Below are 24,503 nucleotides of genomic sequence, written 5' to 3' on the forward strand. Positions count from 1 at the left end.
TCGGCGACGGTCTATGACTGGGTGCGCCGCCTATATTGCTGCGGCGCAAACATCACACTATCAAGACAAATTCTCTGATTTACGGGAACTATCAAGCAGGCAAAAATGTCCTATTAGCACTCTTCCGGTCGGAGTGCTAAGATGCCTGTCCAAACCTCCACTGGATTTCGACAGGAGTCCTGAGTGAACGCAGTCATCCCCGTGAATACCGTTTCCGCAATCGCCACCCAGCCGTCCGGCAACGCCGGTAATGGATGGGCGCTGGCGTTCCCCGGCAACCTGGGCAACATCGACGCCTATATCCAGAGCGTCAACCGTGTGCCGATGCTGTCGGCTGAAGAAGAACAACGCCTGGCCCGCGAATATCGCGACAACGACAATCTCGATGCCGCCCGCCGCCTAGTGCTCTCGCACCTGCGCCTGGTCGTGTCGATTGCACGCGGCTACCTGGGCTACGGTCTGCCGCACGCCGACCTGATCCAGGAAGGCAACATCGGCCTGATGAAGGCCGTCAAGCGCTTCGACCCGGATCAGGGCGTGCGTCTCGTCTCGTACGCGATGCACTGGATCAAGGCCGAGATGCACGAGTACATCCTGAAGAACTGGCGCATGGTCAAGGTGGCCACCACCAAGGCGCAGCGCAAGCTGTTCTTCAACCTGCGCAGCCACAAGCAGGATGCGCAGGCGACTTTCACGTCGGACGAAATCGACGCCGTGGCGGCCGAACTCAACGTCAAGGGCACGGAAGTGCGCGAGATGGAAACGCGGCTGTCCGGCGGCGACATTGCGCTGGAAGGCCAGATGGACGACGGCGAGGAGTCGTTCGCCCCGATCGCCTACCTGGCCGATACGCACAACGAGCCGACTCGCGTGATCGAAGCGCGTAGCAACGACCGCATGCAAAGCGAGGGCATCGAAGCCGCCCTGGCCAAGCTTGACGATCGCAGCCGCCGCATCATCGAGGCCCGCTGGCTGAACGTGAACGACGACGGATCGGGCGGCTCGACGCTGCACGAACTGGCAGACGAGTTTGGCGTGTCGGCCGAGCGCATTCGCCAGATCGAATCGGCCGCGATGAAGAAGATGAAGGGTGCACTGCAAGCCTTCGCCTAAGCTGCCCGCCTCGCAATGAAAAGCCCGCCAGATCGGCGGGCTCTTTCTTTGGGCAGTGGCGGAAGATCAGTCGGCCAGGAGTTGCTTGATGTCGTGCGCGATCGGCTCCGGGCCCTGGCCGTGCTTGATGAACAGGCGCAGGTTGCCCTTCGGATCGAACATGTAGCTGCCGGCGGTGTGATCCATGGTGTAGTTGTCGGGCGAGCTGCCCGGCACCTTGCTGTAGAACACCTTGAAGTCGGACGCGACCTTCTTCAGTTCAGTCTCGTTGGCCGGACGCAGGCCGATGAAGCGCGGATCGAACGCGGGCACGTACTTGGCCAGCAGGTCTTGCGTATCGCGCTCCGGGTCGACGGTGACGAACAGCACCTGGACCCGGTCCGCGTCTTTGCCGAGGGTGTCCATCACGGCGCGCAGCTCAGCCAGCGTGGTCGGGCAGACATCGGGGCAATGCGTGTAGCCGAAGAACATGACGACGACTTTGCCGCGGAAATCTTCGAGCGTGCGGCGCTTGCCGGTGTGGTCGGTCAGCGAGAAATCGGTGCCGAAGCTCTTGGATCCGGTGATGTCGAGGTTCTTGAAGGCGGGCTTGTCGCTGCACGCCGCGAGCGCCAGCATGGCGACGGCCAGCATGGCGAACAGCGCGGCGCGGAGGTGTCGGAAAGAGAGCATGGTCATCGTGTTGGAAGCGGACCGACTAGCGTAGCGCCAACGGCACATGCCTGCTGGCGCCCTTGCGCGTCACAGTGCCGCGCTTTGCGTAAGCGCCGGGCCGAACTTGAAGTAGTGGTCGACCAGCAGCGCGGCAAACAGGATCGACAGGTAGATGATCGAGTAGCGGAAAGTCTTCTGCGCCAGCGCGTCGGAATACTTGCGGTACATGCGCCACGCATACGAGAGGAAGCCGAAGCCCAGCACCAGCGCTGTCGCCAGGTAGATATAGCCGCTCATGCCGTAGACGAACGGCAGGATGGTCGCGGCAATCATGATGAGCGTGTACAGCAGGATGTGCAGCAGCGTGTATTTCTCGCCGTGCGTGATCGGCAGCATCGGTAGACCTGACTTGGCGTAGTCGGCCCGGCGGTATAGCGCGAGCGCCCAGAAGTGCGGCGGCGTCCAGGTAAAGATGATCAGCACCAGAATCCACGCCTCGGCCGGCACGCTGTTGGCGACGGCCGCCCAGCCCAGCGCCGGCGGCATCGCCCCCGAGAGACCGCCGATCACGATGTTCTGCGGTGTGGCCGGCTTGAGCAGCAGCGTGTAGATGATCGCGTAACCGATGAAGGTCGCGAACGTGAGCCACATCGTGAGGTCGTTGGCGAACACGTGCAGCGTCCACATGCCTGCGCCGCCCAGCACCACCGAGAACACCAGGATCTGCCGCGTGCCCAGCTCGCCGCTGGCCGACGGGCGCCAGGCCGTACGACGCATCATCGCGTCGATCTTGCGCTCGACCAGGCAGTTGATGGCGAAGGCAGCACCGGCGAACAGCCAGATGCCAACCGCCCCGCCGATCAGCACCGGCCACGGCACCATGCCCGGCGTGGCCAGGAACATGCCGATCACGGCGCAGAACACGGCAAGCTGCGTGACGCGCGGCTTGGTCAGCGCCGCATACTGCGATGCGGTCGTTCGCCAGCCAGGAAGTTGAGTGGAAGTTGTTGGGGTTGCCACGGTATTCATAAAAAACGTTCAGACGGCATTCAGACGACGGCAGCCGCCACGGGCATCGGCGCCCGCGCTTGCGCGAGCCCGATCAGGTAATGCAGACGCACCATCAACAACAGCAGCACGGCCGCGCCGCCGTTGTGCGCCACAGCGGCCAGCAGCGGCCACCCCAGCACGATGTTCGACAGTCCGGTCGCCAATTGCACGGCCAGCACGACGAGCAGCACCGTCGCGACACGGCCAATGCCGTCGATGCGACGTGCGCGCACGCCGAGCCATGCCAGGTAGCTCAGCACGACGACCGCAAACACGCGGTGCGTCCAATGGATGGCGACCAGCGCGTCGTGCGAAATGAAATCGCCGCCGGCAGTCTTGCCAAGTTGGCGCCAGAACGTGAAGCCGTGTGCAAAGTCCATCGGCGGCACCCACTGGCCATTGCACAGCGGGAAATCGGTACAGGCCAGCACAGCGTAGTTCGTGCTGACCCAGCCGCCCAGCGCAATCTGCACAACGAGCAGCGCGAGCCCGATGGCCGCCGCCATGCGCAACGAGGCACCACGCTCATCCACCACACGCGGCACGTCGTTCTTGCAGCCGAGCCAGATCAGCGCGGCCAGCAACGACATGCCGAGCAGCAAGTGCGTCACCACGATGGCCGGCTGCAGCTTGAGCGTGACCGTCCACGCGCCAAAGGCGCCCTGCACACATACCAACGCCAGCACGGCCGTCGCATACCAAGGCGATTGCTTCAGCTCCTTGCGCTTGACCCACGCCAGCACCACCAGCGTGATGATCAGCACGCCCAGCGCGAGCGCGAAGTAGCGGTGCGTCATCTCGATCCACGCCTTCATCCACGTGACCGGGCCACTCGGCATGGCGGCCTGTGCGGCATGGATGTCGTCACGGGCGTGGAACGGGTTGGAGGTGCCGTAGCAGCCCGGCCAATCCGGGCAACCGAGGCCTGAATCCGTCAGACGCGTGAAGCTGCCGAACATGATCAGGTCGAGCGTGAGGAAAGCGGTGATCCACACCAGCTTGCGGTACTTGTTGCGATCCCCCTTGACCAGCACGTAGCACAGGGGGATCAGCGCGATCAGGATGCCGATGGAAGCAAGTTGCAGCAGCATGGCTTATCCGATGCGCGAATACTTCAAGAGTCGCGTCATGTCTCCACGCACCTTCTTCGGGTCCGGATCTTTCGGGAACTGCATCATCAGGTTGCCAAGCGGATCGATCAGGAAGAGGTGATCCGTCGGCGGCGTCTTGCCGTCGGCAAGCCAGTTCTTCGGCAGGTCGGGCGCGCGCAAGAAGCGCACGGCACCGTAATCGTCGTTGTAGGCCTTGATGAGGCGCGGGTCGATTTCACCGCGGTCGGTCACCAGCCAGACGGGGACGATGCGGTCGCGGTCCGGGCCCTGGCCGATGCGCAGCTGGCGCATGGTGAACAGCTTGCGCGCGCAGTTGTCGTCACAGGCGCTGCCATCCACCGAGACCATCAGCCATTTGCCCTTGAGGCTGGCGAGCGGCACTTCAGCGCCGTGCTCGTCCTGCACCATCAGGCCGCTCGGAATGGGACGCTGCGGATCGACCAGCGCGCCGTATGCCGCCTTGCCGCCGGCCGGGGTGAACACGTAATACGCAAGGTACGACGCGATCACCGGAGAGGCACACACCAGCAGCAGCAACAGCATCATCCAGCGGCCCCGGCGCGTGCGCGCGTCGATGCGCGGGTCTTCGGACGCCCCGAGTGTGCCCGGCGCGCCGGGTGCGGATTCCTGATTCACCATGTGATTCCCAATACATTCCGCTGCGGCACTAAGCCGCAACGCGAGTTCGTGTTCAGGCGGGCTCGGAGGTGCCCACCAAGCGGCGATAACGCCGCACGCTGTAGAAGACCATCAGCCCAAACACTGCCGCCGCCATCGCAAACCATTGGAATGCGTAGCCGTAATTGCGCTCAGCGCCCAGGTCTGCGCGCGGCCAATCGCGCAACAGGCCGTCCTCCACGTCGGATTGCTGCTGCACCACGAACGGTTGGAGCGGCACGCCGATTTCGCGCGAGAAGGCGTCGAGGTCGATATTCTGCCTAAGTCGCTGGCCGACTTCATCAGCGCCGTCCTTGCTGCCCAGACTAAAGACCCGGCTGGCATGCGGCACCGCCATCCCCTCGACCTGCACTTCGCCCGCCGGCGTGGTGTACTGCGCAATGCGCGTGCGGTCGGCCGGATCGCGCGGCAACCAGCCCCGGTCGACCAACACGGCGCGCCCGCCGGCGCCTTCCAGCCTCAGCGGAATGAGCACCTCGAAACCCGGGCGCGATACGTCGTTGGTGACGTGCGGACGGTTCTCAAGCAGCACCGTGTGCGCCACGTCGAACGTTCCACGCAGCAGCACCGGCCGGTACATCACCGACTCTGCTGTCACGGGCTGCGCGGTGATGCGCTGGGCGGGTGCATTTTCCAGCGCCATGATGCGGGCCTGGCGCTCGATGCGCTCGTGCGCACGCGAAAGCTGCCAACGCCCGAGGGAGCACGTCAGCGCGATCAGCGCCACGCCGGCCAACATCGGCACAGGCGCAAACCACTGCCGCATCGGCACGCGCACGGTCATCGCTCAGCCCCGGTGCGATAATGCTCGGCAGTCATTTCCAACCTGTCATTGCCCAACCGGCAGCCCTCCATGCGCATCGTTGTTGCCATTGCGTTTCTGCTGATCCTCGGCAGCCTTGCCTCCGCGCTGTTCTTCCTGATGCGCGACAAGGGCCACAGCAACCGCACCGTTCGCTCGTTGATGTTCCGCGTCGGTTTCTCGATCGCGCTGTTCATCTTCATCCTCGTCGCGAACCGGCTGGGGTGGATTCACAGTACCGGCATCCGCTTCGGCCAATAGCCCACGTCAAATCAGTCAGGCCAGAAAAGCGAAAACGCCGCAGCGGTGTCCCGTCTGCGGCATTGTCTTCGCCGGCCGTTGGCCAGGTCATGGAGCGACGCTGCGCCGCCCCAATCCGATGCTGTCTTACAGCCAGTACACCACCACGTACAGGCCCAGCCACACCACGTCCACAAAGTGCCAGTACCACGCAGCGCCTTCGAATGCGAAGTGATGCTCCGGCGTGAAGTGGCCCTTGATCACACGCCCCAGCACCACCGACAGCATGATCGCGCCCATGGTCACGTGGAAGCCGTGGAAGCCCGTCAGCAGGAAGAATGTCGAACCGTAGATGCCCGAGGTCAGCTTCAGGTTCAGTTCGTGATAGGCGTGGATGTATTCGAACGCCTGGAAGCCCATGAACGTGAAGCCCAGAAGGATCGTCAGCAGCAGGCCCTGGATGACCTGGGCACGCTTGCCCTCACGCAGCGCATGGTGCGCCCAGGTGAGCGTCACCCCGGAGGTCAGCAGCAGCGCCGTGTTGATCGTCGGGATCGGCCATGGGCCCATCGTCGTGAACGGCGAGACCGTGCCGGCCGGGCCCGCGTTCGGCCACATCGCGTTGAAGTCGGGCCACAGCAGCTTGTTGTTCAGATCGCCCAGCCACGGCATGGCGATCGTGCGGGCATAGAACAGCGCGCCGAAGAACGCCGCGAAGAACATCACTTCCGAGAAGATGAACCAGCTCATCGACCAGCGGAACGAGGCATCCACGCGGTCGCCGTACTTGCCCGTCTCGGATTCGGAGATGGCGTCGGCAAACCACGCGCGCAGCACAAAGAGGAACCACAGCAGGCCGACCAGGAATGTCCAGGGGGCCCAGGGCTGCGCATTCACCCATGCCGCAGAACTCAGCAGCACGATCAGCAGGCCGAGGCTTGCCGTAATCGGATGCCGCGACGGTCCGGGCACGAAGTAGTACGGAGCGTTCGCTCGATTCGCACTCATCTCTTTTTCTCCAGCTCTATTTTTTTAAGAATCCACTCGATGTTGCCCGGCCCGCGCTGCAGAGCCGTCTCCTCAACCTTCTCAACCGTCAACCGACCACAGCTCGCACGATCAGCAACAGCACAACGACAAACATGACCGCCGCCAGAACGCCCGCAATGATCACGTGGACGGGATTCAACTGCGCCATGTCACGGTCGTGATCGCGGCCTTTGCGCACACCGAAGAAGGACCAGAACACCGCCTTCATCGTCTGTGCGAATGATGCGCGTCGCTTGGTCGCTTCCTTCAGTTCTTCCATGTCCTCACGTTCCCTTGTTCGGCATCGCCGGCGCAATGACCGACGGCGCGTGGATTTCAAAGAAAGTGTAGGACAAGGTGATCGTCTTCACGTCCTTGGGAAGATCCGGATCAATCACAAACACCACCGGCATCTCGCGCGATTCGTTGGCCGTCAGCGTCTGCTGCTTGAAACAGAAACACTCGATCTTCTTGAAGAACTCGGTTGCCTGCTTGGGCGCGTAACTCGGGATGGCCTGCGCCTCCACCGTACGCCCCTCCTTGTTCACCACCTCGTAGACGATCTGGCTGATCTCGCCGGGGTGTACATCCATGCTGTTCTTGACCGGGCGGAAGCGGAACGGCCCTTGGCTGTTCGAATCGAATTCCACCGTGATCGTGCGGGTCTTGTCGACCTGCGAGTTGCGCAGCGCGCCGCCGTCTTCATCACGCGTGTTGAGCACGTTGATGTTCGTGATCTCGCAGATCTTCTTGTACAGCGGCACCATCGCGTAGCCGAAGCCAAACATGATCACGACCACGACGGCCAGCTTGCCGAGCATCGAGCGGTTCAGGCCGCGCTCCAGCGCTTTGTCGTTTTGGGTCGGATCCGGCTGCGCCGGTGTCTGGCTCATAGAGGTCTCGCGAAATCTCGGTTCAGCGACCAGCGCATCGCTTGCCCGGCTAGCCGCCGAACACCACGCGCTTGAAAATCACACCCAGAAAGAAGACCAACGCGATCGTGCCAAGGATGACCCCCAGGCGACGGTTGGCTGCGCGTTGCTCGGGCGTTGGGCTTTTTTCTGGATTCGACATCGTTGTCCGGAGGACCGCGGGGCCGGCACTCGCCTGCCCCGCGACACCTGCATTACTTCACGAGCGGCGGTTCTTCAAAGGTGTGGAACGGCGCCGGCGAGGGCACGGTCCACTCCAGGCCTTCCGCGCCATCCCACGGCTTGTCGGCGGCCTTCTCGCCACCACGGTACGACGGCAGCACCACGAAGAAGAAGAAATACACCTGCATCAGGCCGAAACCCAGCGCGCCAATCGACGCGATCGCGTTGAAATCAGCGAACTGCTGCGGGTAATCCGCATAGCGGCGCGGCATGCCCGCCAGGCCCAGGAAGTGCATCGGGAAGAACGTGAGGTTGAAGGTGATCATCGAACCCCAGAAGTGGATCTTGCCGCGCGTTTCGCTGTACATGTAGCCCGACCACTTCGGACCCCAGTAGTAGAAGCCCGCGAACAGCGCGAACAGCGAACCGGCCACCAGAACGTAGTGGAAGTGCGCCACCACGTAGTAGGTGTCCTGCAGCTGGATGTCGATCGGCGCTACGGCCAGGATCAGGCCCGTGAAGCCGCCCACCGTGAACACGAAGATGAAGCCGATCGCGAACAGCATCGGCGTCTCGAACGTCATCGAGCCGCGCCACATCGTGGCCACCCAGTTGAAGATCTTCACGCCGGTCGGCACCGCGATCAGCATCGTCGCGTACATGAAGAACAGCTGGCCCGTCACAGGCATGCCCGTCGTGAACATGTGGTGCGCCCACACGATGAACGACAGGATGGCGATCGACGCGGTGGCGTACACCATCGAGCTGTAGCCGAACAGCGGCTTGCGCGCGAAGGCCGGCACGATCTGGCTGACGATACCGAACGCCGGCAAGATCATGATGTACACCTCGGGGTGCCCGAAGAACCAGAAGATGTGCTGGTACATCACCGGGTCGCCGCCGCCGGCTGCAGAGAAGAAGCTCGTGCCGAAGTGGCGGTCGGTCAGCACCATGGTGATCGCGCCTGCCAGCACCGGCATCACGGCGATCAGCAGGTACGCCGTGATCAGCCACGTCCAGCAGAACATCGGCATCTTCATCAGCGTCATGCCGGGCGCGCGCATGTTCAGGATGGTCACGATGATGTTGATCGCGCCCATGATGGAAGATGCGCCCATGATGTGGACTGCGAAGATCGCCATGTCCATGCCGGGGCCCATCTGGACCGACAGCGGCGCGTAGAGCGTCCAGCCGGCCGCCGTGGCACCGCCCGGTGCGAAGAACGAGCCCACCAGCAGCAGTGCCGCAGGCGGCAGCAGCCAGAAGCTGAAGTTGTTCATCCGCGCGAAGGCCATGTCGGAGGCCCCCACCTGCAGCGGGATCATCCAGTTCGCGAAGCCCACGAAGGCCGGCATGATGGCGCCGAACACCATGATCAGGCCGTGCAGCGTGGTGAACTGGTTGAACAGCTCCGGGTGGAAGAACTGCAGGCCGGGCTGGAACAGCTCAAGGCGGATCAGCAGGGCCAGCGTGCCGCCCGAGAGCAGCATCATGAAAGAGAACAGCAGGTACAGCGTACCGATGTCCTTATGGTTGGTCGCGAACAGCCAACGGCGCCAGCCGTGCGGATGGTCGTGCGCGTGGTCGTCTCCATGACCGTGCGCGTGATCTTGCGGGTGCGTAACAGCGGTGCTCATCGAGGAACTCCTAGGTTCGGTTCGTCACGCAGACGATCAATCAGCCAGCGTTGCGGTCTTCGGCCGCATTCGCTTGTTTGGACGCCACCTTACCGGCGGATTCAGTTGCAGCAGTCTTGGCGGCCCCGCCTTCAGGCATCTTGCCGCCGCGCGCATCCTTCACTTGCGTCGGCTGCAGCAGGTCACCGGTATGGTTGCCCCAGTTGTTGCGCTCGTAAGTGACGACGGCAGCGATTTCGACATCGTTCAGCGCCGAAGCCCAGGGCGGCATGGCGCCCTTGCCGTGCAGCACGATGCCAACGTGGTCGGCCAGCGGGCCATTGGCGATCTTCGAGCCATCCAGCGCCGGGAACGGGCCTCCGCCCTTGCCGTTCGGCTGGTGGCAGACCGCGCAGTTGGCGGTATAGACCTTCTCGCCGCGCGACTTCAGCTCGTCCAGCGTGTAGGTCTTGTTCGGGTCATCGGCCTTGGCGGCCATTTCCTTCTTCTTGCCGTCGACCCACTTGGTGTAGTCATCCTGCGAGAGCACGCGCACGACGATCGGCATGAAGGCGTGTTCCTTGCCGCACAGTTCAGCGCACTGGCCGCGATAGACGCCGACCTTCTCTGCCTTGAACCATGCGTCGCGCACGAAGCCCGGAATCGCATCCTGCTTCACGCCAAACGCCGGGATCATCCACGAGTGGATCACGTCGTTGGCGGTCGTGACGATGCGCACCTTGCGGTTGACCGGCACGACCAGCTCGTTGTCGACTTCGATCAGGTACGTGGTGCTCTTGGGCGCCTGGTTGTTGATCTGGTCGCGGGGCGTGGTCAGCGTGGAGAGGAACGAGATGCCCTCGCCTTCGCCCTTCAGGTAGTCGTAACCCCACTTCCACTGGTAGCCGGTGGCCTTGATGGTGAGGTCGGAATTGGTGGTGTCCTTCATGGCGACCACGGCCTTGGTAGCCGGCAGCGCCATCCCGATCACGATCAGGAACGGCACGATGGTCCAGATGATTTCAACCGTGGTGCTTTCGTGGAACGTCGCAGGCTTGTGGCCGACCGACTTACGGTGCTTGAAAATGGAGTAGAACATCACCCCGAAAACACCGATGAAGATCACGATACAGATGATCAGCATCATCCAGTGCAGCCAATGGATCTCGGCAGCGATCTTGGTGACCGGGGGCGCGAGATTGAGCTGCCGCACTGCGGGGCCGCCCGGCATGTCTTCCACTGCCAGGGCCGTTTGACTGAGGGCGAGGAGAGAGCCTGCCGCCAGCAAACTTGCCAATGTCTTATTCAACATTTTCATTTTTTATCTACCCAATTGACAGATTCCACTCTGCCCCGGTGCGCGGCTCATGAGACCTGGGTTGGTTGCCCGTGTCTCAAACACCGGGAAAGCTCGTCCACAAGCTTGCGCCGCCAGACGCTCACCTGCTGGACTGCGAGCGCGCCATCTTCTCCAGCCAGACGTGCCCGTAATCGGAGGCGTGGCGGGCATAGTACAGCAATGCCCATCCGAGAATCGCGACCTCCAGCCCCCGCATCAGGCAGCACCAAACGCGCCTTGCCAAGCAGAAAACCAAGCGATGACGAACGGGGGAATGACGACCAAGGGGGTGAACCAGCCAATCTGGCGGGTTGAAAGCGAGCAGTTTCGCTTCATGAGCCAGTTCTCGCGCGGCGATTCCGAGATGGTGGAGGCGCCGCATGCTGGGTGGAGCGCGGTTTCAATGTCGTGCATTGAACCACTCCTGCCTCGGATGCATACCCGAACGGTTCGCCCGTGGCAAAAACGGGATAGGCCTTTGGGGGACTGCTGCTGCGACAAACTGGCGCATTATATGGCCGCGATTGACCCCAAACAAGGCAAAGCGCCTTTATGCAAGTCCCGGCTTGACAAGGTGCAGTCAATGCCCTTGCCGCATTAAAAGCGCTTCAGGCGCGCGGTTTGCGACCGATCTGATCGATCGGGATCATCGCCCGTCCCTGGTCGTCCAGCGCCTGCCGCTGGGTCGGCGCAAGCTTCCAGGCATGGCCGTAAACGATTTCGAAGGTGAGCGGGATCACACCGTCGGGATTGCGCTGCGCATCGAGTGCGTCGAATAGTCGCTGGCGCCAGCGGGGCGTGTGCAGGCCGGCGCCCGCGAGACTGCGGCCGGCGTCGTCCGTCAAGCCGGCCATGCCACCCAGCAAATGCACATCGGCCAGCAACGCCTGCGGCGTTTCGTAGGTGATCGTGATCTGCTCCATGTCCATGACAGGCGTGGACCAGCGGCTATGCACCAGCATGTCGCCAATGTCATGCATGTCGACAAAGCGCAGCGTATGGATGCCCGCGTCGATGCCGGCTAGGGCACTGCGCAGCTCGCGCAAGGTGTCGGGGCCGAACAGGCTGAACATCAGCAGACCACCTTCCGTGGTGATGCGGTGCCATTCGGGAAAGATCGCGTGCGGCGCCGGGTCCCAGTGCAGCGCCAGGTTCGACCACAGCAGGTCGAACGACGCGCCGGCAAAGGGCAGCGCTCGGAAATCCGCCTGGGCGAAATCAAAGACCGGGCGCTTCTTCAGCAGCCTGCCGAGCCACCCCGCGTCGGTGCGTTGCGGATCGAGTTTCTGCGCTTGCGCCAGCATGGCGGACGACCAGTCCACCCCGCAGATCTGCGCATCCGGATATTGCGCGCGCAGCACCGCCAAGCCTTGTCCCAAGCCGCAGCCCAGGTCCAGGGCCCGAGCGGGCATGGCCTTGATGTAGGACAGCCGGTCCTGCATGCGACTGCCCACTTCGCGCAGCAAGAAATCCACGTCGGCGAAACGTGCGGCGCGGCGATCGAAGGCGCGCCGCAAGGCGGCAGGGCGGGCAAGGACGGGATCGGACATCGACAAGGCGGGGCGGGACACTGCGGTCGCCAAGTATACCGGCCCGCAGTTTGAGGCGCCGTCTGATAGCGCAGAAGCCGCAAATCGGCTTGGATAGCGGCTTTTTGCATGCACAAACACACGTTATCGGCATGGTTTCGGGCCGGACTGCGCCATTTGCTGCCGTGCGCCTGCGCGCTTTGCGGCGCGGTCCAGGGCGACTTGGTGTGCAACGGCTGCACGGGCGACCTGGCCCCGCACCTGCACCGGCGGCGCTGCGTCCAATGCGCCATTGCACTGGACGCCCGGCACGTCGCCCGGCATTGCCGCGCGTGTTTGGCCGGCGCGCCCGACTTTGACGCGACCGTCGTCATCGCCGACTACGCCTGGCCGCTCGATCACCTGGTGACCGGATTGAAGTTTCGGGCGCAATTGCCACTGGCGGATTGGCTGGCAGACCAATTGGCTAACGCACTGGCGGCGGCGCCCGGCGACTTGCCCGACCTGCTGCTGCCAGTGCCGCTGTCACCCGCCCGGTTGCGCTCGCGCGGCTACAACCAGGCGTGGGAGATTGCCCGCCGGATCGCCCGCCGGTTGGACATTCCGGCCCACGCCGGCGCCCTGCATCGTGTGCGCGATAACGTCGCACAGGCCACGCTGGATCGCGCCGAGCGGCTGGCCAACCTCCACGGCGCATTTGTCGTTGCCGAGCCGGCGCGCATCGCGGGGCGTCACATCGGCATCGTCGACGATGTGATGACCACCGGCACGACTCTCGGCGAGATCGCCACACAACTCAAACGCGCCGGCGCGACCCGCGTCACCAACGTGGTCGCCTTGCGCACGCCTTGATCACGTGCTTATGCGACATTGTGTCGCGCCAACTGTGCCAAGCTGTGGCGGGGTGACAACCCTTCCCAATGTGGATAAGCTCGCCGCCGAAATTCCTCCTGCCGCCCGGTCATGTTCAACGTCGTCCTTGTCGAACCCGAAATCCCGCCCAATACCGGCAATGTGATCCGCCTGTGCGCCAACACGGGCGCGCAACTGCATCTGATTGAACCGCTGGGTTTTCCGCTCGAGGATGCCCGCATGCGCCGCGCCGGCCTCGATTACCACGAGTACGCGACGATGCGCGTGCATGCCGATTGGGACGCCTTTCTGCGCGATGCGCAGCCCGATCCCGCGCGCATGTTCGCGCTCACGACGCGCGGCTCGACGCCGTTTGCCAGCATGGCGTTTCAGCCGGGCGACTGGTTCGTGTTCGGGTCGGAAACGCGTGGGTTGTCGGAAGAGCGGCGCGAGTGGTTTCCCGCTTCGCAGCGGATTCGCCTGCCGATGCGGCCGGACAACCGGAGCCTGAATCTATCGAACACGGTGGCCGTGGTGGTGTTCGAAGCGTGGCGGCAGAACGGGTTCGCGGGCGGCGCCTGATCCAGACGCGCCCGCTGATTGCGGCCTGGCTAGCGTGCCGATTCGGATTTGGCGTCGCGCTGCAGCAGACGCTCGACCGCTTTCGCAGCAGGAAGCCCTTCGAACAGGACTTCGCAGACGGTAAAGGTAATCGGCATATCCACGCCCTTGGCACGCGCAAGCGCCGCCACCGCCCGCGCACAACGCACGCCCTCTGCAACGTGACCCAGGCTGTGGAGGATATCGTCCAGCGGGCGGCCCTGCGCGAGCTGCATCCCGACCGTGCGATTGCGTGACAAGTCGCCGGTGGCGGTCAACAGCAGATCGCCCATGCCGGTCAGCCCCATGAAGGTTTCCGGTCGCCCCCCGAGCGCCAAGCCGAGGCGCGTCATCTCGGCCAGCCCGCGCGTCACCAGTGCGGCACGCGCGTTCAACCCCAGCCCCAGGCCGTCCGCGGCGCCTGTCGCGATGGCCAGCACGTTCTTCACGGCACCGCCGACTTCCACGCCGACGAGGTCATCGCTGGCGTACACGCGCATCGCGTGATGGTGAAAACCGCGCTGCGTGAGCTTGCACAGCGCCTCGCTAGTGGAGGCGACCGTCATGGCGCACGGCAGACCCTGCGCGACTTCCTTGGCGAAACTCGGGCCCGACAGCACGCCGACAGCAAGGTCGGTACGGCCCGACATCTTCAGCACATCGGCGACGATGGCATGCGGCAGTGCGCTGGTCTCGGGGTCGAAACCCTTGCATAGCCAGATCACATTGCGCACGCCGCCGTGCGCGGCAATCGTGCGGGTCAGGTCAGCCAGCCCGGCCACAGGCGAAGCGATGACGGCGAGCCCGTCGTCGCCGGCCGCATGATCGAGGGCGGCTTGCAAATCAGCAGAAAAACGCAACGACGCCTGCAGCGTCATGCCCGGCAAATACGGCGCGTTGATGTGCGTGGCGGCCATCTGCGTGACGAGATTCGCGTCACGCCCCCACAGCACGACGTCGTGCGATTGCGCCGCGTGGCTGGCCAGGGCAGTGCCCCAGGCACCGGCACCCAAAACGGAAATTCGCATGCGCGTGTTCAACATCGGTCAGGCAAAGGTCGAGCAACAGGTCGGGCAAAAAAAAAGCCCGCGCAAGCGTGCGGCTGGCGCGGGCCTTTGGCGCAGTGCGCCTCGTACTTAGTGGGTGGCCTGCGAGCCGTCCGGCATCACCAGACCAGCACCGCCGGCTTGGCCTTGCTGCTCCATGGCAGCGGCCAGGCGTTGTTCGTACAGCGCCTGGAAGTTGATCTCAGCCAGGTGGATCGGCTGGAAGCCGGCACGGCCGATGGTGTCGGCAATGTTCGAGCGCAGGTACGGGTACACGATGGTCGGGCAGGCGATGCCCAGCAGCGGGTCCATCTGCTCGGCAGGCACGTTGCGGATATCGAAGATGCCCGCTTGCTTGGCTTCCACCAGGAAGGCGACCTTCTCTTGCACCTTGGTCGTCACGGTACCGATGACGGTCACTTCAAATACGCCTTCGGCCAGCTGCGATGCGGCCACATCGACCTGCACTTCGACGGACGGCTGTTCCTGCTCGAGGAAGATGTGCGGCGAGTTCGGTTGTTCCAGCGACAGGTCCTTCAGATAGACGCGCTGGATGTTGAAGAACGGCTGGCCATCCTGGCCCGGTTGCTGCTGTTGCTGGTCGCTCATGACTCGCCTTCAAATGGAATGTGGTCAGTGCTTGGCGGAAGCGTCCGCCGCGCAAGACGCGTATGGTACATGACCCAATGGTGCCCGCTATGGGCGCCGGCCCAAAAGTACAACGCCCGGGCTAAGCCGGGCGTTTTCGTGCGGTGCACAGGCGCGAGACAGAGCCGCCGGATCAGGCAGCCAGCAACGGAACCAAGCCACCTTCGCGGTCGAGCGCAGACAGATCGTCGAAGCCGCCGATGTGGCGCTCGTCGATATAAATCTGCGGGACCGTGCGGCGGTTCGTGCGCGTCATCATCTCTTCGCGCTTGCCGGGTTCGCGATCGATCAGGATCTTCTCGATCTGCTCGACACCGCGCTGCTTCAGGAGTCGTTCCGCTGCCACGCAATAGGGGCAGACGGTGGTGCTGTACATGACCACGTGCGCCATAACTTCAACCTCGTATCTTTATTTCACAACCGGAAGGCCGGCTTGTTGCCAGGCGGCCAATCCGCCCTCGAGCGAATACACCTCACTGTAACCGGCCTGCTTCAGGACTGCTTGGGCCCGCCCAGCGCGCTGGCCGGTCTGGCATACGAGGATGATGGGGGTCTCTTTGTTCTTTGCAAGGCTCGAAGCCTTGCCCTCAAGCTCGCCGAGCGGCGCGTGCTTCGCTTGCGGCAGATGCCCTGCGGCGTATTCGCCGCTTTCGCGCACATCCACCACCACGGCGTTGCGGCGGTTGATGAGCTGTGTGGCCACGGAGGCACTCACCTTGGCGCCACCGCCGCCCGCGATCCGGCGCTGGATGGGCGCCCAGAGCAGCAGCAGACCCGAAACGATGGCGACAGCGAGCAGTGCGAGGTTGTTGTAATCGGCGAAGAACTTCACGGTATCGGTTTCCTGGGATGAGTCGGGCAAGTCTAATGGGCGAACATCAGCCGAACGGTTCGGGGGCCCAAAGCCCGCGGCATTATAAAATAGCTGGTTTCGGCGGCCGCACGATGACGTACGACACGTCGCCCAGCAAGCCGCGCGCAGGTTTTCTCACTTCTCATCATGGCAGTCATGCATAAGCTCGTCCTCATCCGCCACGGCGAATCGACGTGGAATCTGGAGAACCGTTTCACCGGCTGGGTCGATGTCGACCTGACCGACACGGGCGTCGCCCAGGCCCGCCAAGGCGGCAAACTGCTGCGCGAAGCCGGCTTCACGTTCGATCTGGCCTACACCTCGGTGCTCAAGCGCGCGATCCGCACGCTGTGGCATGTGCAGGATGAAATGGACCTGATGTGGATCCCGACCCGCAACGAATGGCGCCTGAACGAGCGCCACTACGGCGCGCTGTCGGGCCTGAACAAGGCCGAAACCGCCGCGCAGTATGGCGACGAGCAAGTCCTCGTCTGGCGCCGCAGCTACGACACGCCGCCGCCCGCGCTCGAACCCGGGGCCGACAACGACGCCTTCGGCAACCCGCGTTATGCGGGCCTCACGCGCGAGCAAGTGCCCCTGACCGAATGCCTGAAGGACACCGTCGCACGCGTGATGCCGCTGTGGGAAGAATCGATTGCACCGGCCATCAAGAGCGGCAAGCGCGTGGTGATCGCCGCGCACGGCAACAGCATCCGCGCGCTGGTGAAGTACCTGGACGGCATTTCCGACGCGGACATCGTCGGTCTGAACATTCCCAACGGCACGCCGCTTGTGTATGAGCTGGACGCCGACCTCAGGCCGATCCGCCATTACTACCTGGGCGACCAGGAAGCGATTGCCGCCTCGCTCGCGGCGGTGGCCAGCCAAGGCAAGTCGAAATAAACCGTAACGGGCGCTGCGGCACTCCAACGCCTTTATACTGTCGAAGCCTGTAGCCCGGGATGTGCGCGAGCCGTCCCGGGCCATGTTTATCTACTGTTCCCACGTCCACGCTCGACACATGCGAACTTCGCTCAAGAACATCAGCTTGATCGCCATCGGCCTCGTCACCGGGGTGCTAGCGACGCTCCAGCTCTCCGCCACCGCGCAAAACGCGACGGTCGGGCCGCTTCCGCTGGAGAAGCTCAGGCTCATGGCGGACATCTTTGGCCAGATCAAGCGCGAGTATGTCGAGCCGGTGGACGACGACAAGCTGCTGACCGAAGCCATCAAGGGCATGGTCGCCAGCCTCGACCCGCATTCCGCCTACCTGGACAAGAAGGACTTCCAGGAACTGCAGGAAGGGACCCAGGGCCGCTTTGCCGGTCTGGGCATCGAGATCTCGCAGGAAGAAGGCCTGGTCAAGGTCATCAACCCGATCGAAGACACCCCCGCCTTCCGCGCTGGCGTGCAACCGGGCGACCTGATCACCCGCATCGACGACAAACCTGTGCGTGGCATGCCGCTCGAGCAAGCCGTCAAGCGCATGCGCGGCGCGCCGGGCACCAAGGTCACGCTCACGATCTATCGCAAGAAGGAAGAGCGCACATTCCCGCTGACCATCACCCGCGCCGAGATCCAGGTGCAGTCGGTCAAGGCCAAGATGCTCGACAACGGCATCGCCTGGGTGCGCATCACCAGCTTCCAGGAACGCACCGTGCCGGACCTGGCCAAGAAGCTCAATGACCTGGCCAAGCAGGACGCCCACCTCAAGGGCCTGATTCTGGATCTGCGCAACAACGGCGGCGGCGTGCTGCAGGCGGCGGTTGGCGTGTCGGCTGCCTTCCTGCCGCCGGACGTGACGGTGGTGTCGACCAACGGCCAGGTGCCGGATGCAAAGCGCACGTACAAGGCGACCTTCGCCAACTACCGCTTGAGCAACTTCGATTCCGATCCGCTGGCCAACCTGGACCCCGAGTTCAAGACCGTGCCGATCATCGTGCTGACCAACGCCTACACGGCGTCGGCGTCGGAGATCGTGGCTGGCGCCCTGCAGGATCATCACCGCGCCAAGACGATGGGCAAGACGACTTTCGGCAAGGGTTCGGTGCAAACGGTGCGTCCGCTGTCGAACGACACCGGCATCAAGCTGACCATCGCGTACTACTACACGCCGTCGGGCAAATCGATCCAGGCCAAGGGCATCCGCCCGGATATTCCGGTTGATCAGAACCCGGACGGCGACCCGGACGATGCGCTGATCACGCGCGAGATCGACACCGAACGCCACCTGCACAACAAGCAGGAATCGGAAGAAGCCGAGATGACCGAGCGCGAAAAGCGCCGCGTTGAAGAGCTGCGTCGCCTGGAAGAAGAAAACGCCAAGAAGACGCCCGAGCAACGCGAGAAGGAGCGCAACAAGAAGCCGATCGAGTTCGGTTCGGCCGAAGACTTCATGCTGCAACAGGCCATCGCCGACTTGAAGGGTCAGCCAGTCAAGCGCTCGAAGTCGGTGCTGGAAGCTGCGGCGGCCGCGGTGCCGGACAAGGCGGTGAAGTCGCCGGCGGCCAAGGAATCCAGCGCCCCGGCCAAGTTGCCCAAGGGTAAGGCCGCGCCGGCTTCCGAGCCGGCCGCACCGAAGCCCAATGTTCCTGCGAGCGGCGTGCAGCCTGCCCCGGAACCGACCGGCGCCCGTTAAGACACCCGCCGGCAAACACTGGCAAACTTACGAGGCCGTGCACCGCACGGCCTTTTTCATTGTTCCGCCATGAACGACAATCAACTGCTGCGGTACTCCCGCCATATCCTGCTCGACGAAATCGGCATCGAAGGGCAAACGCGCCTGCTTGAGAGCCATGTACTCGTCATCGGTGCGGGCGGGCTTGGCGCCGCGGCCCTGCCCTATCTGGCTGCGGCCGGCGTGGGCACGCTCACCATCGTCGACGACGACACAGTGGACTTGACCAATCTGCAGCGCCAGATCATCCACACCACGGAATCGGTCGGACAACCGAAGGTGGCATCGGCCCAGGCGGCCATTGCCCGACTGAATGCGGACGTGCGCGTGAATGCCTTACAGCGCCGGCTCGATGCCGACGCCATTGGCGCGCTCCTACAAGGCGTGAGCGTGGTGCTGGACTGCTCCGATAACTTCGGCACCCGCCAGGCCACCAACCTTGCCTGCGTGCGGGCTGGGGTGCCGCTGGTGTCGGGCGCCGCCATCCGTTTTGACGGGCAGATCAGCGTATTTGACAGCCGCGCCGGCGGCCCCTGCTACGCGTGCCTGTTCCCGCCTGACGAGCCCGCACCCGACGTCGCATGCGCAACGATGGGCGTGTTCTCGCCGCTGGTGGGCATGGTGGGTACGGTGCAGGCTGCCGAGGCGCTGAAGCTGATCGCGCGCGTCGGCCAGTCTCTTGCTGGTCGCCTGCTGATGCTCGATGGCCTCTCGATGGAATGGACGACGATGCGCATCACGCGTCAGCCGTCGTGCCCGGTCTGTGGCGAAGCGCACTGAGAGGTCCGAAACCGCGCAACAAAAAAGGAGGCCGAGGCCTCCTTCTTTTTTTCGCCGCCTGACGAGACTTACTCGCCCTCGGGCTCCATCTGCGATTGCAGGTAGTTCTGGATGCCGATCTTGTCGATCAGCTCGAGCTGCGTTTCCAGCCAGTCGATGTGCTCTTCGGTGTCGTCCAGGATGTCGACCAGAATTTCGCGGCTGACGTAGTCCTTCACGGATTCGCAATAGGCGATGCCCTCGACCACGGTGCCGTGTGCGGCGCGCTCCAGCTTCAAGTCGCACTCGATGATCTCTTTCGTGTCCTGGCCGATGAAGATCTTGCCGAGATCCTGCAGGTTGGGCAGGCCGTCGAGCATCAGGATGCGCTCGATCAGGCGATCGGCATGCTTCATCTCGCCGATCGACTCCTTGTATTCGTGGTCCCCAATGCGCTTGAGCCCCCAGTGGCCGTACATGCGGGCGTGGAGGAAGTACTGGTTGATGGCGGTCAGCTCGTTCTTGAGCTGGGCGTTCAGATATTGGATGACCTTCTTATCGCCTTTCATTCTTGGGGCTCCAGCAAAGTGCAACTGCGGTGATGGACGCACGCACGCGTCCGCTCAAGGCGAGCCCAGTGCCTGACCAGAAAGCAACAAATGCCACCGAGGCTCAACGCCTGGGCGGCAATTCGCGGCGACAGGAAAAAACGGGGAATCAGGCAGCCAACGCTCCGGGCGCAATGGCCTGATCATTGGCAACGGGCTCGTCGCGACGTTCGATTATGGCATGCGTGCTGGCACGGCCCAAGATTTGATCGACGGGGATGCAGCTCACCGCTTCGGCAAGCACCTGCTTGGCGCAGTCCCGGCATTGTCCGCAGCACGTGCCCACGCCGAGCGTTTCGGCAAGTTCGTCCATTGTCGACACGCCCAGACGGGCGGCGCCATGGATTTCGCGGTCGGTCACTTGGTTGCAGATACAGACGTACACGGGATTCCTCCGCAGCGCTCAGAACGCGCTGTAAAACCAGAATAACAGAGAATGGAAATGAGAACAATTCTTGTTCGACCCCATTCCGCACGGAGGGTCATGCAGGTGCGCGCGAGCCGTCTTTATAGAGAAAGACGTGCAATTTCAATCACTTAGGGAGGAACTCCGCCAACGGAGGCGACGCGTCGGCGCGACACCCGGTGCAGCCGACGCTTGAGAAAACCGCGTGTCAGGCTCGCGCCAGCGCGTCGAGCGCCTCTTCGATTTCGGCCGGTTCGCAGGCATGCAGCAGGCGGTCGGCCTCGCGCATCAGACGCGGCCGGTCCGCGCGCAGAATCTGCTGCTTGACGCTCAGCAACTGCGACGGATGCATCGAAAACTCGGTGAGGCCCATGCCGAGCAGCAGGCGCGTCATGGAGGCATCGCCCGCCATCTCGCCGCACACCGACACCGGTTTGCCGGCCTGATGCGCCTCTCGGATGGTGCGCGCGATCAATTGCAGCACCGCCGGATGCAGCGGGTCGTACAGATGCGCGACCGCGTTGTCAGCGCGGTCGATGGCGAGCGTGTATTGGATCAGGTCATTCGTGCCGATCGAGAGAAAATCCATGCGGCGCAGGAACACCGGCAGGATCAGCACCGCAGCCGGAATCTCGATCATGGCGCCGACTTTGATGCCCGGATCATAGGCCAGCCCGTCGGCGTCGAGCGAAGCCTTGGCGCGCGCCAGCAATTCCAGCGTCTGGTCGATTTCGCGGGCGTGCGCCAACATCGGCACGAGAATCTTGGTCGGCCCAAATGCGGACGCCCGCAGCAGCGCGCGCAACTGCGTCAGGAACATCGCCGGTTCCGACAGCGACCAGCGAATCGCACGCAAACCCAGCGCCGGATTGGGCGCGGTCTCGAACACGTCGTCGCGGATGTCCAGCGGCTTGTCGGCGCCGATGTCGATGGTGCGGATCGTGACGGGCAAGCCCATCATCGATTCAACGGCGGTGCGGTACGCGCGGAACTGCTCTTCCTCGTCGGGCAGCGCGCCACGACGGTTCATGAAGAGGAATTCGGAGCGGAACAGGCCCACGCCCACGGCGCCGGCTTTGACGGCGGCGGCCGCGTCTTCCGGCATTTCGATGTTTGCCTGAAGGTCAATCTGCGTACCGTCGAGCGTGACGGTGGGCGTATGGCGCAGGCGTTCGAGGCGCTTCTTCTGCAGCTCGCCTTCGCTGCGGCGATGGCGGTATTCCTCGAGGATGGATGTGTTCGGATCGACAATGACGATGCCGTTGTCGCCGTCGATGACGACGATGTCGTCCTGACGAATCAGCGTGCTCGCGTTGTGTACGCCCACGGCGGCCGGAATGTCGAGGCTGCGCGCCACGATGGCGGTATGTGAAGTACGACCGCCGAGATCCGTCACAAAGCCGGCGAAGGTCTGACCGCGGAACTGCAGCATGTCGGCCGGCGCAATATCGTGCGCGACGACGATCATGCCGGCGTCCGGATCGCAGCCGACCGCCACCGGCGCGGGCGCCAGCGCGGGCGCACCGGCGAGCACCTTCAGAATGCGTTCGACCACCTGCTCGATGTCGGCCTTGCGCTCGCGCAGGTATTCGTCTTCGATTTCGCCAAACTGGCGGATCAGTTCTTCAAGCTGCGTTGTGAGCGCCCACTCTGCGTTGTAGCGTCGCTGGCGAATCAGCGTCTCGGGCACCTGTGAGAGCAACGCGTCGTCCAGAATCATCGCGTGCACATCGAGGAAGGCGCCCATCTCTTCGGGCACGTCGGTAGGCAGGTCACGCTTGAGTGCGGCCAGTTCGGCACGCACGGTCGCGCGGGCATTGCGCAGGCGCTCGACCTCGGCGTCGAGCTTGTCTTCATCGACGAGGTAATGCGACACATCGAGCGCCGCACGCGCCAGCATGTGGGCGCGGCCGATGGAGATGCCGCGCGAGACCGGAATACCGTGCAGGGTAAAAGGCATAGACGCTGGCCGGAGCGGCGTTGAAGTGGAGTGTGTCGAGCGGGTTATTCGCCTTCGCCGAAGCGATCGTTGATGAGCGCGACGAGACCATCCATGGCGTCGTGCTCGTCGGGCCCGTCGATCTCCAGCGTGACGGTGGAGCCGATGCCCGCAGCCAGCATCATCACGCCCATGATGCTCTTGGCGTCGACCTGACGGCCGTTGCGCGACATCTTGATCTGGCTGTCGAACTTGCTGGCGAGCTGCGTGAGTTTGGCGGAGGCGCGGGCATGCAGCCCGAGCTTATTGATGATGGTGATATCCCTCTGCAGCATATTTGTCCGGATGGTTGGCAACCTGGTTCTGAACGGCTGTCGAGCCGACCTGCAGTACGCCTTGCGCGCCGCCGGCCAGGGCCTTGGCGGCAAGTTGTTCGAGTTTTTCGGAGCGATAGCAGATGGCGCGCACGAGCATCGGCAGGTTCACGCCGGCCAGCACGCGCACGCGGCCCGGATCGGCCAAGCGCGAGGCGATATTGGCGGGCGTCGCCCCGAAGATGTCGGTGAGCACCAGCGCGCCGTTGGCTTCAATGAGTTCGGCGAGCTTGTCGCGCGCCTGCGCCAGCACGGCGGCCGGCTCGGCATCAGGCAGGACATCGATTGCGCCCAGCCGTTCGGGCTGACCGCAATAGACGTGTGCAGCGCAATCGCGCAGTGCGCTGGCCAGCGGCGCATGAGCGATGATCAGAATCCCTGCCATGATCGAAAAGCGAATCGGTGTAACGCCGATTGTATCAGGGCCATTTGACGCGATTGCCGGCCTGTACCCCGAATCTCCCCCTTGTGGAGGACCCTCGGCGGAGGGGCCACGCCGCCCTTTTAGGCGGGCTTGCGTCCCAGCCCGCTTGTCTTGCCTGCGGCACGCTCCAGCGCGTCGATGAACATCCCCGCCACGTTGAAGCCCGTCTGCTGCGTGATTTCCTGGAAGCACGTGGGACTCGTAACGTTGACCTCGGTGAGGTAATCCCCAATGACATCCAGGCCGACGAGCAGCAGACCGCGTTGCCACAGCACCGGCGCAAGTGCATGTGCAATCACATGGTCGCGCTCCGACAGCGGCTGCGCCTTGCCCGTACCACCGGCAGCCAGATTGCCGCGGACCTCACCGGCCATCGGCACGCGCGCCAGCGAATGCGGCACCGGCGAACCGCCGATGAGCAGGATGCGTTTGTCGCCTTCACGGATGGCAGGGATGTACTGCTGAGCCATGATCGTGCGGGCGCCGTTGTCGGTCAGCGACTCGATCACTGCGCCGAGATTCATGCCGTCCGGGCCCACGCGGAAGATACCGGCGCCGCCCATGCCGTCGAGCGGCTTGAAGATGACGTCGCCTTGCTCGGCGTGGAATTCACGCAGGCGCTTGGCATCGCGCGACACGATGGTCGGCACGGTGAACTCGCGGAACTGCGCGATGGCGAGCTTCTCCGAATGGTCGCGAATCGCCTGCGGCTTGTTGAAGACCCGCGCGCCCTGGCGCTCGGCAATCTCCAGCAGCCACGTGCTGGTGACGTACTCCATGTCGAACGGAGGGTCCTTGCGCATCAGGACCGCGTCAAAGCCTGTCAGCGGCAGCAGGCGCGCATCGCCGGCGCGGTACCAGTCGTGCTCGTCGCCGGTCAGGGCGATTGGCGTGGCAACGGTTTCGACGACGTTGTTCGCCAGCGTGAGCTGCGACTGCAGGCACGTGTAGATGGCATAGCCGCGCGCCGCCGCCTCGCGCATCATCGCGAAGGTGGAATCCTTGTAGGTCTTGAACGTCGACAGCGGATCGACGATGAACAGGATGCGCATGGCGGTTCC

Annotated in this window: 30 protein-coding genes; 7 read left to right on the top strand and 23 right to left on the bottom strand. The window is 63.7% G+C overall.

The window, feature by feature from the left end; translation table 11 throughout:
- Positions 1–219 precede the first annotated feature (219 nt).
- Positions 220–1,113, top strand: coding sequence for an RNA polymerase sigma factor RpoH (rpoH, locus tag N511_RS0105270; RefSeq protein ID WP_374220491.1), 894 nt, complete (start codon positions 220–222; stop codon positions 1,111–1,113).
- A gap of 66 nt (positions 1,114–1,179) precedes the next feature.
- Here the strand turns inward: rpoH and N511_RS0105275 are convergent, their stop codons facing one another.
- The 5 genes from N511_RS0105275 to N511_RS0105295 all read right to left on the bottom strand — a co-directional run bounded on the left by N511_RS0105275 (position 1,180) and on the right by N511_RS0105295 (position 5,391).
- Positions 1,180–1,785, bottom strand: a complete 606-nt coding sequence (locus N511_RS0105275; RefSeq protein ID WP_027678337.1) for an SCO family protein — start codon at positions 1,783–1,785, stop codon at positions 1,180–1,182.
- Between the two features lie 69 nt (positions 1,786–1,854).
- Positions 1,855–2,796 carry a heme o synthase gene (gene cyoE / locus N511_RS0105280; RefSeq protein WP_027678338.1) on the bottom strand — a complete coding sequence of 314 codons (942 nt, stop codon included), beginning with the start codon at positions 2,794–2,796 and terminating at the stop codon, positions 1,855–1,857.
- A gap of 20 nt (positions 2,797–2,816) precedes the next feature.
- Complete coding sequence (locus N511_RS0105285; RefSeq protein WP_027678339.1) at positions 2,817–3,908, bottom strand: COX15/CtaA family protein; 1,092 nt, start codon at positions 3,906–3,908, stop codon at positions 2,817–2,819.
- A gap of 3 nt (positions 3,909–3,911) precedes the next feature.
- On the bottom strand, positions 3,912–4,568 hold the full coding sequence (locus N511_RS0105290) for an SCO family protein (RefSeq protein WP_027678340.1): 657 nt from the start codon (positions 4,566–4,568) through the stop codon (positions 3,912–3,914).
- A 52-nt stretch (positions 4,569–4,620) separates the two neighbouring features.
- Positions 4,621–5,391, bottom strand: a complete 771-nt coding sequence (locus N511_RS0105295) for an SURF1 family protein (RefSeq protein ID WP_027678341.1) — start codon at positions 5,389–5,391, stop codon at positions 4,621–4,623.
- Between the two features lie 69 nt (positions 5,392–5,460).
- On the opposite strand from N511_RS0105295, the gene N511_RS0105300 reads away from it, so the two are divergent.
- Positions 5,461–5,670 carry a twin transmembrane helix small protein gene (locus N511_RS0105300; RefSeq protein WP_024976747.1) on the top strand — a complete coding sequence of 70 codons (210 nt, stop codon included), beginning with the start codon at positions 5,461–5,463 and terminating at the stop codon, positions 5,668–5,670.
- A 126-nt stretch (positions 5,671–5,796) separates the two neighbouring features.
- On the opposite strand, the gene N511_RS0105305 is transcribed toward N511_RS0105300, so the two are convergent.
- The 8 genes from N511_RS0105305 to N511_RS0105345 form a co-directional block, all read right to left on the bottom strand.
- Positions 5,797–6,657, bottom strand: coding sequence for a cytochrome c oxidase subunit 3 (locus tag N511_RS0105305; protein ID WP_027678342.1), 861 nt, complete (start codon positions 6,655–6,657; stop codon positions 5,797–5,799).
- Between the two features lie 88 nt (positions 6,658–6,745).
- Positions 6,746–6,958, bottom strand: coding sequence for a DUF2970 domain-containing protein (locus tag N511_RS0105310; protein ID WP_027678343.1), 213 nt, complete (start codon positions 6,956–6,958; stop codon positions 6,746–6,748).
- Between the two features lie 4 nt (positions 6,959–6,962).
- A complete protein-coding gene (locus N511_RS0105315) occupies positions 6,963–7,571 on the bottom strand; it encodes a cytochrome c oxidase assembly protein (protein ID WP_027678344.1) in 609 nt (202 codons plus the stop codon).
- A gap of 49 nt (positions 7,572–7,620) precedes the next feature.
- The gene (locus N511_RS25445) at positions 7,621–7,752 is read right to left on the bottom strand and encodes a cytochrome oxidase small assembly protein (protein ID WP_231479573.1); all 132 of its coding nucleotides are present in this window, start codon (positions 7,750–7,752) and stop codon (positions 7,621–7,623) included.
- Between the two features lie 52 nt (positions 7,753–7,804).
- Complete coding sequence (ctaD, locus tag N511_RS0105325) at positions 7,805–9,409, bottom strand: cytochrome c oxidase subunit I (protein ID WP_027678345.1); 1,605 nt, start codon at positions 9,407–9,409, stop codon at positions 7,805–7,807.
- 40 nt (positions 9,410–9,449) lie between these two features.
- Positions 9,450–10,706 carry a cytochrome c oxidase subunit II gene (gene coxB / locus N511_RS0105330; RefSeq protein ID WP_027678346.1) on the bottom strand — a complete coding sequence of 419 codons (1,257 nt, stop codon included), beginning with the start codon at positions 10,704–10,706 and terminating at the stop codon, positions 9,450–9,452.
- Positions 10,707–10,943: 237 nt separating this feature from the next.
- Positions 10,944–11,141, bottom strand: a complete 198-nt coding sequence (locus N511_RS0105340) for a hypothetical protein (RefSeq protein WP_027678347.1) — start codon at positions 11,139–11,141, stop codon at positions 10,944–10,946.
- A 194-nt stretch (positions 11,142–11,335) separates the two neighbouring features.
- Positions 11,336–12,277, bottom strand: coding sequence for a methyltransferase domain-containing protein (locus N511_RS0105345; protein WP_027678348.1), 942 nt, complete (start codon positions 12,275–12,277; stop codon positions 11,336–11,338).
- A 108-nt stretch (positions 12,278–12,385) separates the two neighbouring features.
- Here N511_RS0105345 and N511_RS0105350 point away from each other — a divergent pair, with 108 nt between their 5' ends.
- A complete protein-coding gene (locus N511_RS0105350) occupies positions 12,386–13,108 on the top strand; it encodes a phosphoribosyltransferase family protein (protein WP_027678349.1) in 723 nt (240 codons plus the stop codon).
- A 111-nt stretch (positions 13,109–13,219) separates the two neighbouring features.
- The gene (trmL, locus tag N511_RS0105355) at positions 13,220–13,690 is read left to right on the top strand and encodes a tRNA (uridine(34)/cytosine(34)/5-carboxymethylaminomethyluridine(34)-2'-O)-methyltransferase TrmL (protein WP_027678350.1); all 471 of its coding nucleotides are present in this window, start codon (positions 13,220–13,222) and stop codon (positions 13,688–13,690) included.
- Positions 13,691–13,719: 29 nt separating this feature from the next.
- Here trmL and N511_RS0105360 read toward each other — a convergent pair whose 3' ends face one another.
- The 4 genes from N511_RS0105360 to N511_RS0105375 all read right to left on the bottom strand — a co-directional run bounded on the left by N511_RS0105360 (position 13,720) and on the right by N511_RS0105375 (position 16,234).
- On the bottom strand, positions 13,720–14,736 hold the full coding sequence (locus tag N511_RS0105360) for an NAD(P)H-dependent glycerol-3-phosphate dehydrogenase (RefSeq protein WP_027678351.1): 1,017 nt from the start codon (positions 14,734–14,736) through the stop codon (positions 13,720–13,722).
- A gap of 108 nt (positions 14,737–14,844) precedes the next feature.
- Positions 14,845–15,363, bottom strand: coding sequence for a protein-export chaperone SecB (secB, locus tag N511_RS0105365; protein ID WP_027678352.1), 519 nt, complete (start codon positions 15,361–15,363; stop codon positions 14,845–14,847).
- A gap of 172 nt (positions 15,364–15,535) precedes the next feature.
- Positions 15,536–15,793, bottom strand: coding sequence for a glutaredoxin 3 (gene grxC / locus N511_RS0105370; protein WP_004633497.1), 258 nt, complete (start codon positions 15,791–15,793; stop codon positions 15,536–15,538).
- Positions 15,794–15,811: 18 nt separating this feature from the next.
- The gene (locus tag N511_RS0105375) at positions 15,812–16,234 is read right to left on the bottom strand and encodes a rhodanese-like domain-containing protein (RefSeq protein ID WP_027678353.1); all 423 of its coding nucleotides are present in this window, start codon (positions 16,232–16,234) and stop codon (positions 15,812–15,814) included.
- 177 nt (positions 16,235–16,411) lie between these two features.
- Between N511_RS0105375 and gpmA the strand changes: the two genes are divergently transcribed.
- The 3 genes from gpmA to N511_RS0105390 all read left to right on the top strand — a co-directional run bounded on the left by gpmA (position 16,412) and on the right by N511_RS0105390 (position 19,712).
- Positions 16,412–17,158: a 2,3-diphosphoglycerate-dependent phosphoglycerate mutase gene (gene gpmA / locus N511_RS0105380; RefSeq protein ID WP_027678354.1), complete on the top strand. Its 747-nt coding sequence runs from the start codon at positions 16,412–16,414 to the stop codon at positions 17,156–17,158.
- A gap of 118 nt (positions 17,159–17,276) precedes the next feature.
- Positions 17,277–18,893: a S41 family peptidase gene (locus N511_RS0105385; protein ID WP_027678355.1), complete on the top strand. Its 1,617-nt coding sequence runs from the start codon at positions 17,277–17,279 to the stop codon at positions 18,891–18,893.
- 69 nt (positions 18,894–18,962) lie between these two features.
- Entirely contained in the window at positions 18,963–19,712 is a 750-nt protein-coding gene (locus tag N511_RS0105390) for a HesA/MoeB/ThiF family protein (RefSeq protein ID WP_027678356.1), read from the top strand.
- A gap of 68 nt (positions 19,713–19,780) precedes the next feature.
- Here N511_RS0105390 and bfr read toward each other — a convergent pair whose 3' ends face one another.
- The 6 genes from bfr to gshB form a co-directional block, all read right to left on the bottom strand.
- Positions 19,781–20,260 (bottom strand): bacterioferritin, encoded by a 480-nt coding sequence (gene bfr, locus N511_RS0105395; RefSeq protein ID WP_027678357.1) that lies wholly within the window; start codon positions 20,258–20,260, stop codon positions 19,781–19,783.
- A gap of 148 nt (positions 20,261–20,408) precedes the next feature.
- Positions 20,409–20,684 carry a (2Fe-2S)-binding protein gene (locus N511_RS0105400; protein WP_027678358.1) on the bottom strand — a complete coding sequence of 92 codons (276 nt, stop codon included), beginning with the start codon at positions 20,682–20,684 and terminating at the stop codon, positions 20,409–20,411.
- A 229-nt stretch (positions 20,685–20,913) separates the two neighbouring features.
- Complete coding sequence (ptsP, locus tag N511_RS0105405; protein ID WP_027678359.1) at positions 20,914–22,665, bottom strand: phosphoenolpyruvate--protein phosphotransferase; 1,752 nt, start codon at positions 22,663–22,665, stop codon at positions 20,914–20,916.
- A 44-nt stretch (positions 22,666–22,709) separates the two neighbouring features.
- Positions 22,710–22,979: an HPr family phosphocarrier protein gene (locus N511_RS0105410; protein WP_004637085.1), complete on the bottom strand. Its 270-nt coding sequence runs from the start codon at positions 22,977–22,979 to the stop codon at positions 22,710–22,712.
- Positions 22,948–23,403 (bottom strand): PTS sugar transporter subunit IIA, encoded by a 456-nt coding sequence (locus N511_RS0105415; RefSeq protein WP_027678360.1) that lies wholly within the window; start codon positions 23,401–23,403, stop codon positions 22,948–22,950. The genes N511_RS0105410 and N511_RS0105415 overlap by 32 nt, the downstream gene beginning before the upstream one ends.
- Before the next feature lie 119 nt (positions 23,404–23,522).
- Complete coding sequence (gshB, locus tag N511_RS0105420) at positions 23,523–24,494, bottom strand: glutathione synthase (protein WP_027678361.1); 972 nt, start codon at positions 24,492–24,494, stop codon at positions 23,523–23,525.
- Between the last annotated feature and the right edge of the window lie 9 nt (positions 24,495–24,503).

It is taken from the genome of Ralstonia sp. UNC404CL21Col, from assembly GCF_000620465.1.
Lineage (GTDB): Bacteria > Pseudomonadota > Gammaproteobacteria > Burkholderiales > Burkholderiaceae > Ralstonia > Ralstonia flatus.

What these genes read in the sequence shown, in the direction of transcription:
- secB (WP_027678352.1), bottom strand. Translation starts at nt 15,363, where the DNA reads ATGAGCGACCAGCAACAGCAGCAACCGGGCCAGGATGGCCAGCCGTTC.
- N511_RS0105290 (WP_027678340.1), bottom strand. Translation starts at nt 4,568, where the DNA reads ATGGTGAATCAGGAATCCGCACCCGGCGCGCCGGGCACACTCGGGGCG.
- coxB (WP_027678346.1), bottom strand. Translation starts at nt 10,706, where the DNA reads ATGAAAATGTTGAATAAGACATTGGCAAGTTTGCTGGCGGCAGGCTCT.
- ctaD (WP_027678345.1), bottom strand. Translation starts at nt 9,409, where the DNA reads ATGAGCACCGCTGTTACGCACCCGCAAGATCACGCGCACGGTCATGGA.
- N511_RS0105285 (WP_027678339.1), bottom strand. Translation starts at nt 3,908, where the DNA reads ATGCTGCTGCAACTTGCTTCCATCGGCATCCTGATCGCGCTGATCCCC.
- grxC (WP_004633497.1), bottom strand. Translation starts at nt 15,793, where the DNA reads ATGGCGCACGTGGTCATGTACAGCACCACCGTCTGCCCCTATTGCGTG.
- N511_RS0105300 (WP_024976747.1), top strand. Translation starts at nt 5,461, where the DNA reads ATGCGCATCGTTGTTGCCATTGCGTTTCTGCTGATCCTCGGCAGCCTT.
- trmL (WP_027678350.1), top strand. Translation starts at nt 13,220, where the DNA reads ATGTTCAACGTCGTCCTTGTCGAACCCGAAATCCCGCCCAATACCGGC.
- N511_RS0105305 (WP_027678342.1), bottom strand. Translation starts at nt 6,657, where the DNA reads ATGAGTGCGAATCGAGCGAACGCTCCGTACTACTTCGTGCCCGGACCG.
- N511_RS0105360 (WP_027678351.1), bottom strand. Translation starts at nt 14,736, where the DNA reads ATGCGAATTTCCGTTTTGGGTGCCGGTGCCTGGGGCACTGCCCTGGCC.
- N511_RS0105350 (WP_027678349.1), top strand. Translation starts at nt 12,386, where the DNA reads ATGCACAAACACACGTTATCGGCATGGTTTCGGGCCGGACTGCGCCAT.
- N511_RS25445 (WP_231479573.1), bottom strand. Translation starts at nt 7,752, where the DNA reads ATGTCGAATCCAGAAAAAAGCCCAACGCCCGAGCAACGCGCAGCCAAC.
- N511_RS0105340 (WP_027678347.1), bottom strand. Translation starts at nt 11,141, where the DNA reads ATGCACGACATTGAAACCGCGCTCCACCCAGCATGCGGCGCCTCCACC.
- ptsP (WP_027678359.1), bottom strand. Translation starts at nt 22,665, where the DNA reads ATGCCTTTTACCCTGCACGGTATTCCGGTCTCGCGCGGCATCTCCATC.
- N511_RS0105385 (WP_027678355.1), top strand. Translation starts at nt 17,277, where the DNA reads ATGCGAACTTCGCTCAAGAACATCAGCTTGATCGCCATCGGCCTCGTC.
- gshB (WP_027678361.1), bottom strand. Translation starts at nt 24,494, where the DNA reads ATGCGCATCCTGTTCATCGTCGATCCGCTGTCGACGTTCAAGACCTAC.
- N511_RS0105410 (WP_004637085.1), bottom strand. Translation starts at nt 22,979, where the DNA reads ATGCTGCAGAGGGATATCACCATCATCAATAAGCTCGGGCTGCATGCC.
- bfr (WP_027678357.1), bottom strand. Translation starts at nt 20,260, where the DNA reads ATGAAAGGCGATAAGAAGGTCATCCAATATCTGAACGCCCAGCTCAAG.
- N511_RS0105275 (WP_027678337.1), bottom strand. Translation starts at nt 1,785, where the DNA reads ATGCTCTCTTTCCGACACCTCCGCGCCGCGCTGTTCGCCATGCTGGCC.
- N511_RS0105415 (WP_027678360.1), bottom strand. Translation starts at nt 23,403, where the DNA reads ATGGCAGGGATTCTGATCATCGCTCATGCGCCGCTGGCCAGCGCACTG.
- cyoE (WP_027678338.1), bottom strand. Translation starts at nt 2,796, where the DNA reads ATGAATACCGTGGCAACCCCAACAACTTCCACTCAACTTCCTGGCTGG.
- gpmA (WP_027678354.1), top strand. Translation starts at nt 16,412, where the DNA reads ATGCATAAGCTCGTCCTCATCCGCCACGGCGAATCGACGTGGAATCTG.
- N511_RS0105315 (WP_027678344.1), bottom strand. Translation starts at nt 7,571, where the DNA reads ATGAGCCAGACACCGGCGCAGCCGGATCCGACCCAAAACGACAAAGCG.
- N511_RS0105345 (WP_027678348.1), bottom strand. Translation starts at nt 12,277, where the DNA reads ATGTCCGATCCCGTCCTTGCCCGCCCTGCCGCCTTGCGGCGCGCCTTC.
- N511_RS0105390 (WP_027678356.1), top strand. Translation starts at nt 18,963, where the DNA reads ATGAACGACAATCAACTGCTGCGGTACTCCCGCCATATCCTGCTCGAC.
- N511_RS0105310 (WP_027678343.1), bottom strand. Translation starts at nt 6,958, where the DNA reads ATGGAAGAACTGAAGGAAGCGACCAAGCGACGCGCATCATTCGCACAG.
- N511_RS0105295 (WP_027678341.1), bottom strand. Translation starts at nt 5,391, where the DNA reads ATGACCGTGCGCGTGCCGATGCGGCAGTGGTTTGCGCCTGTGCCGATG.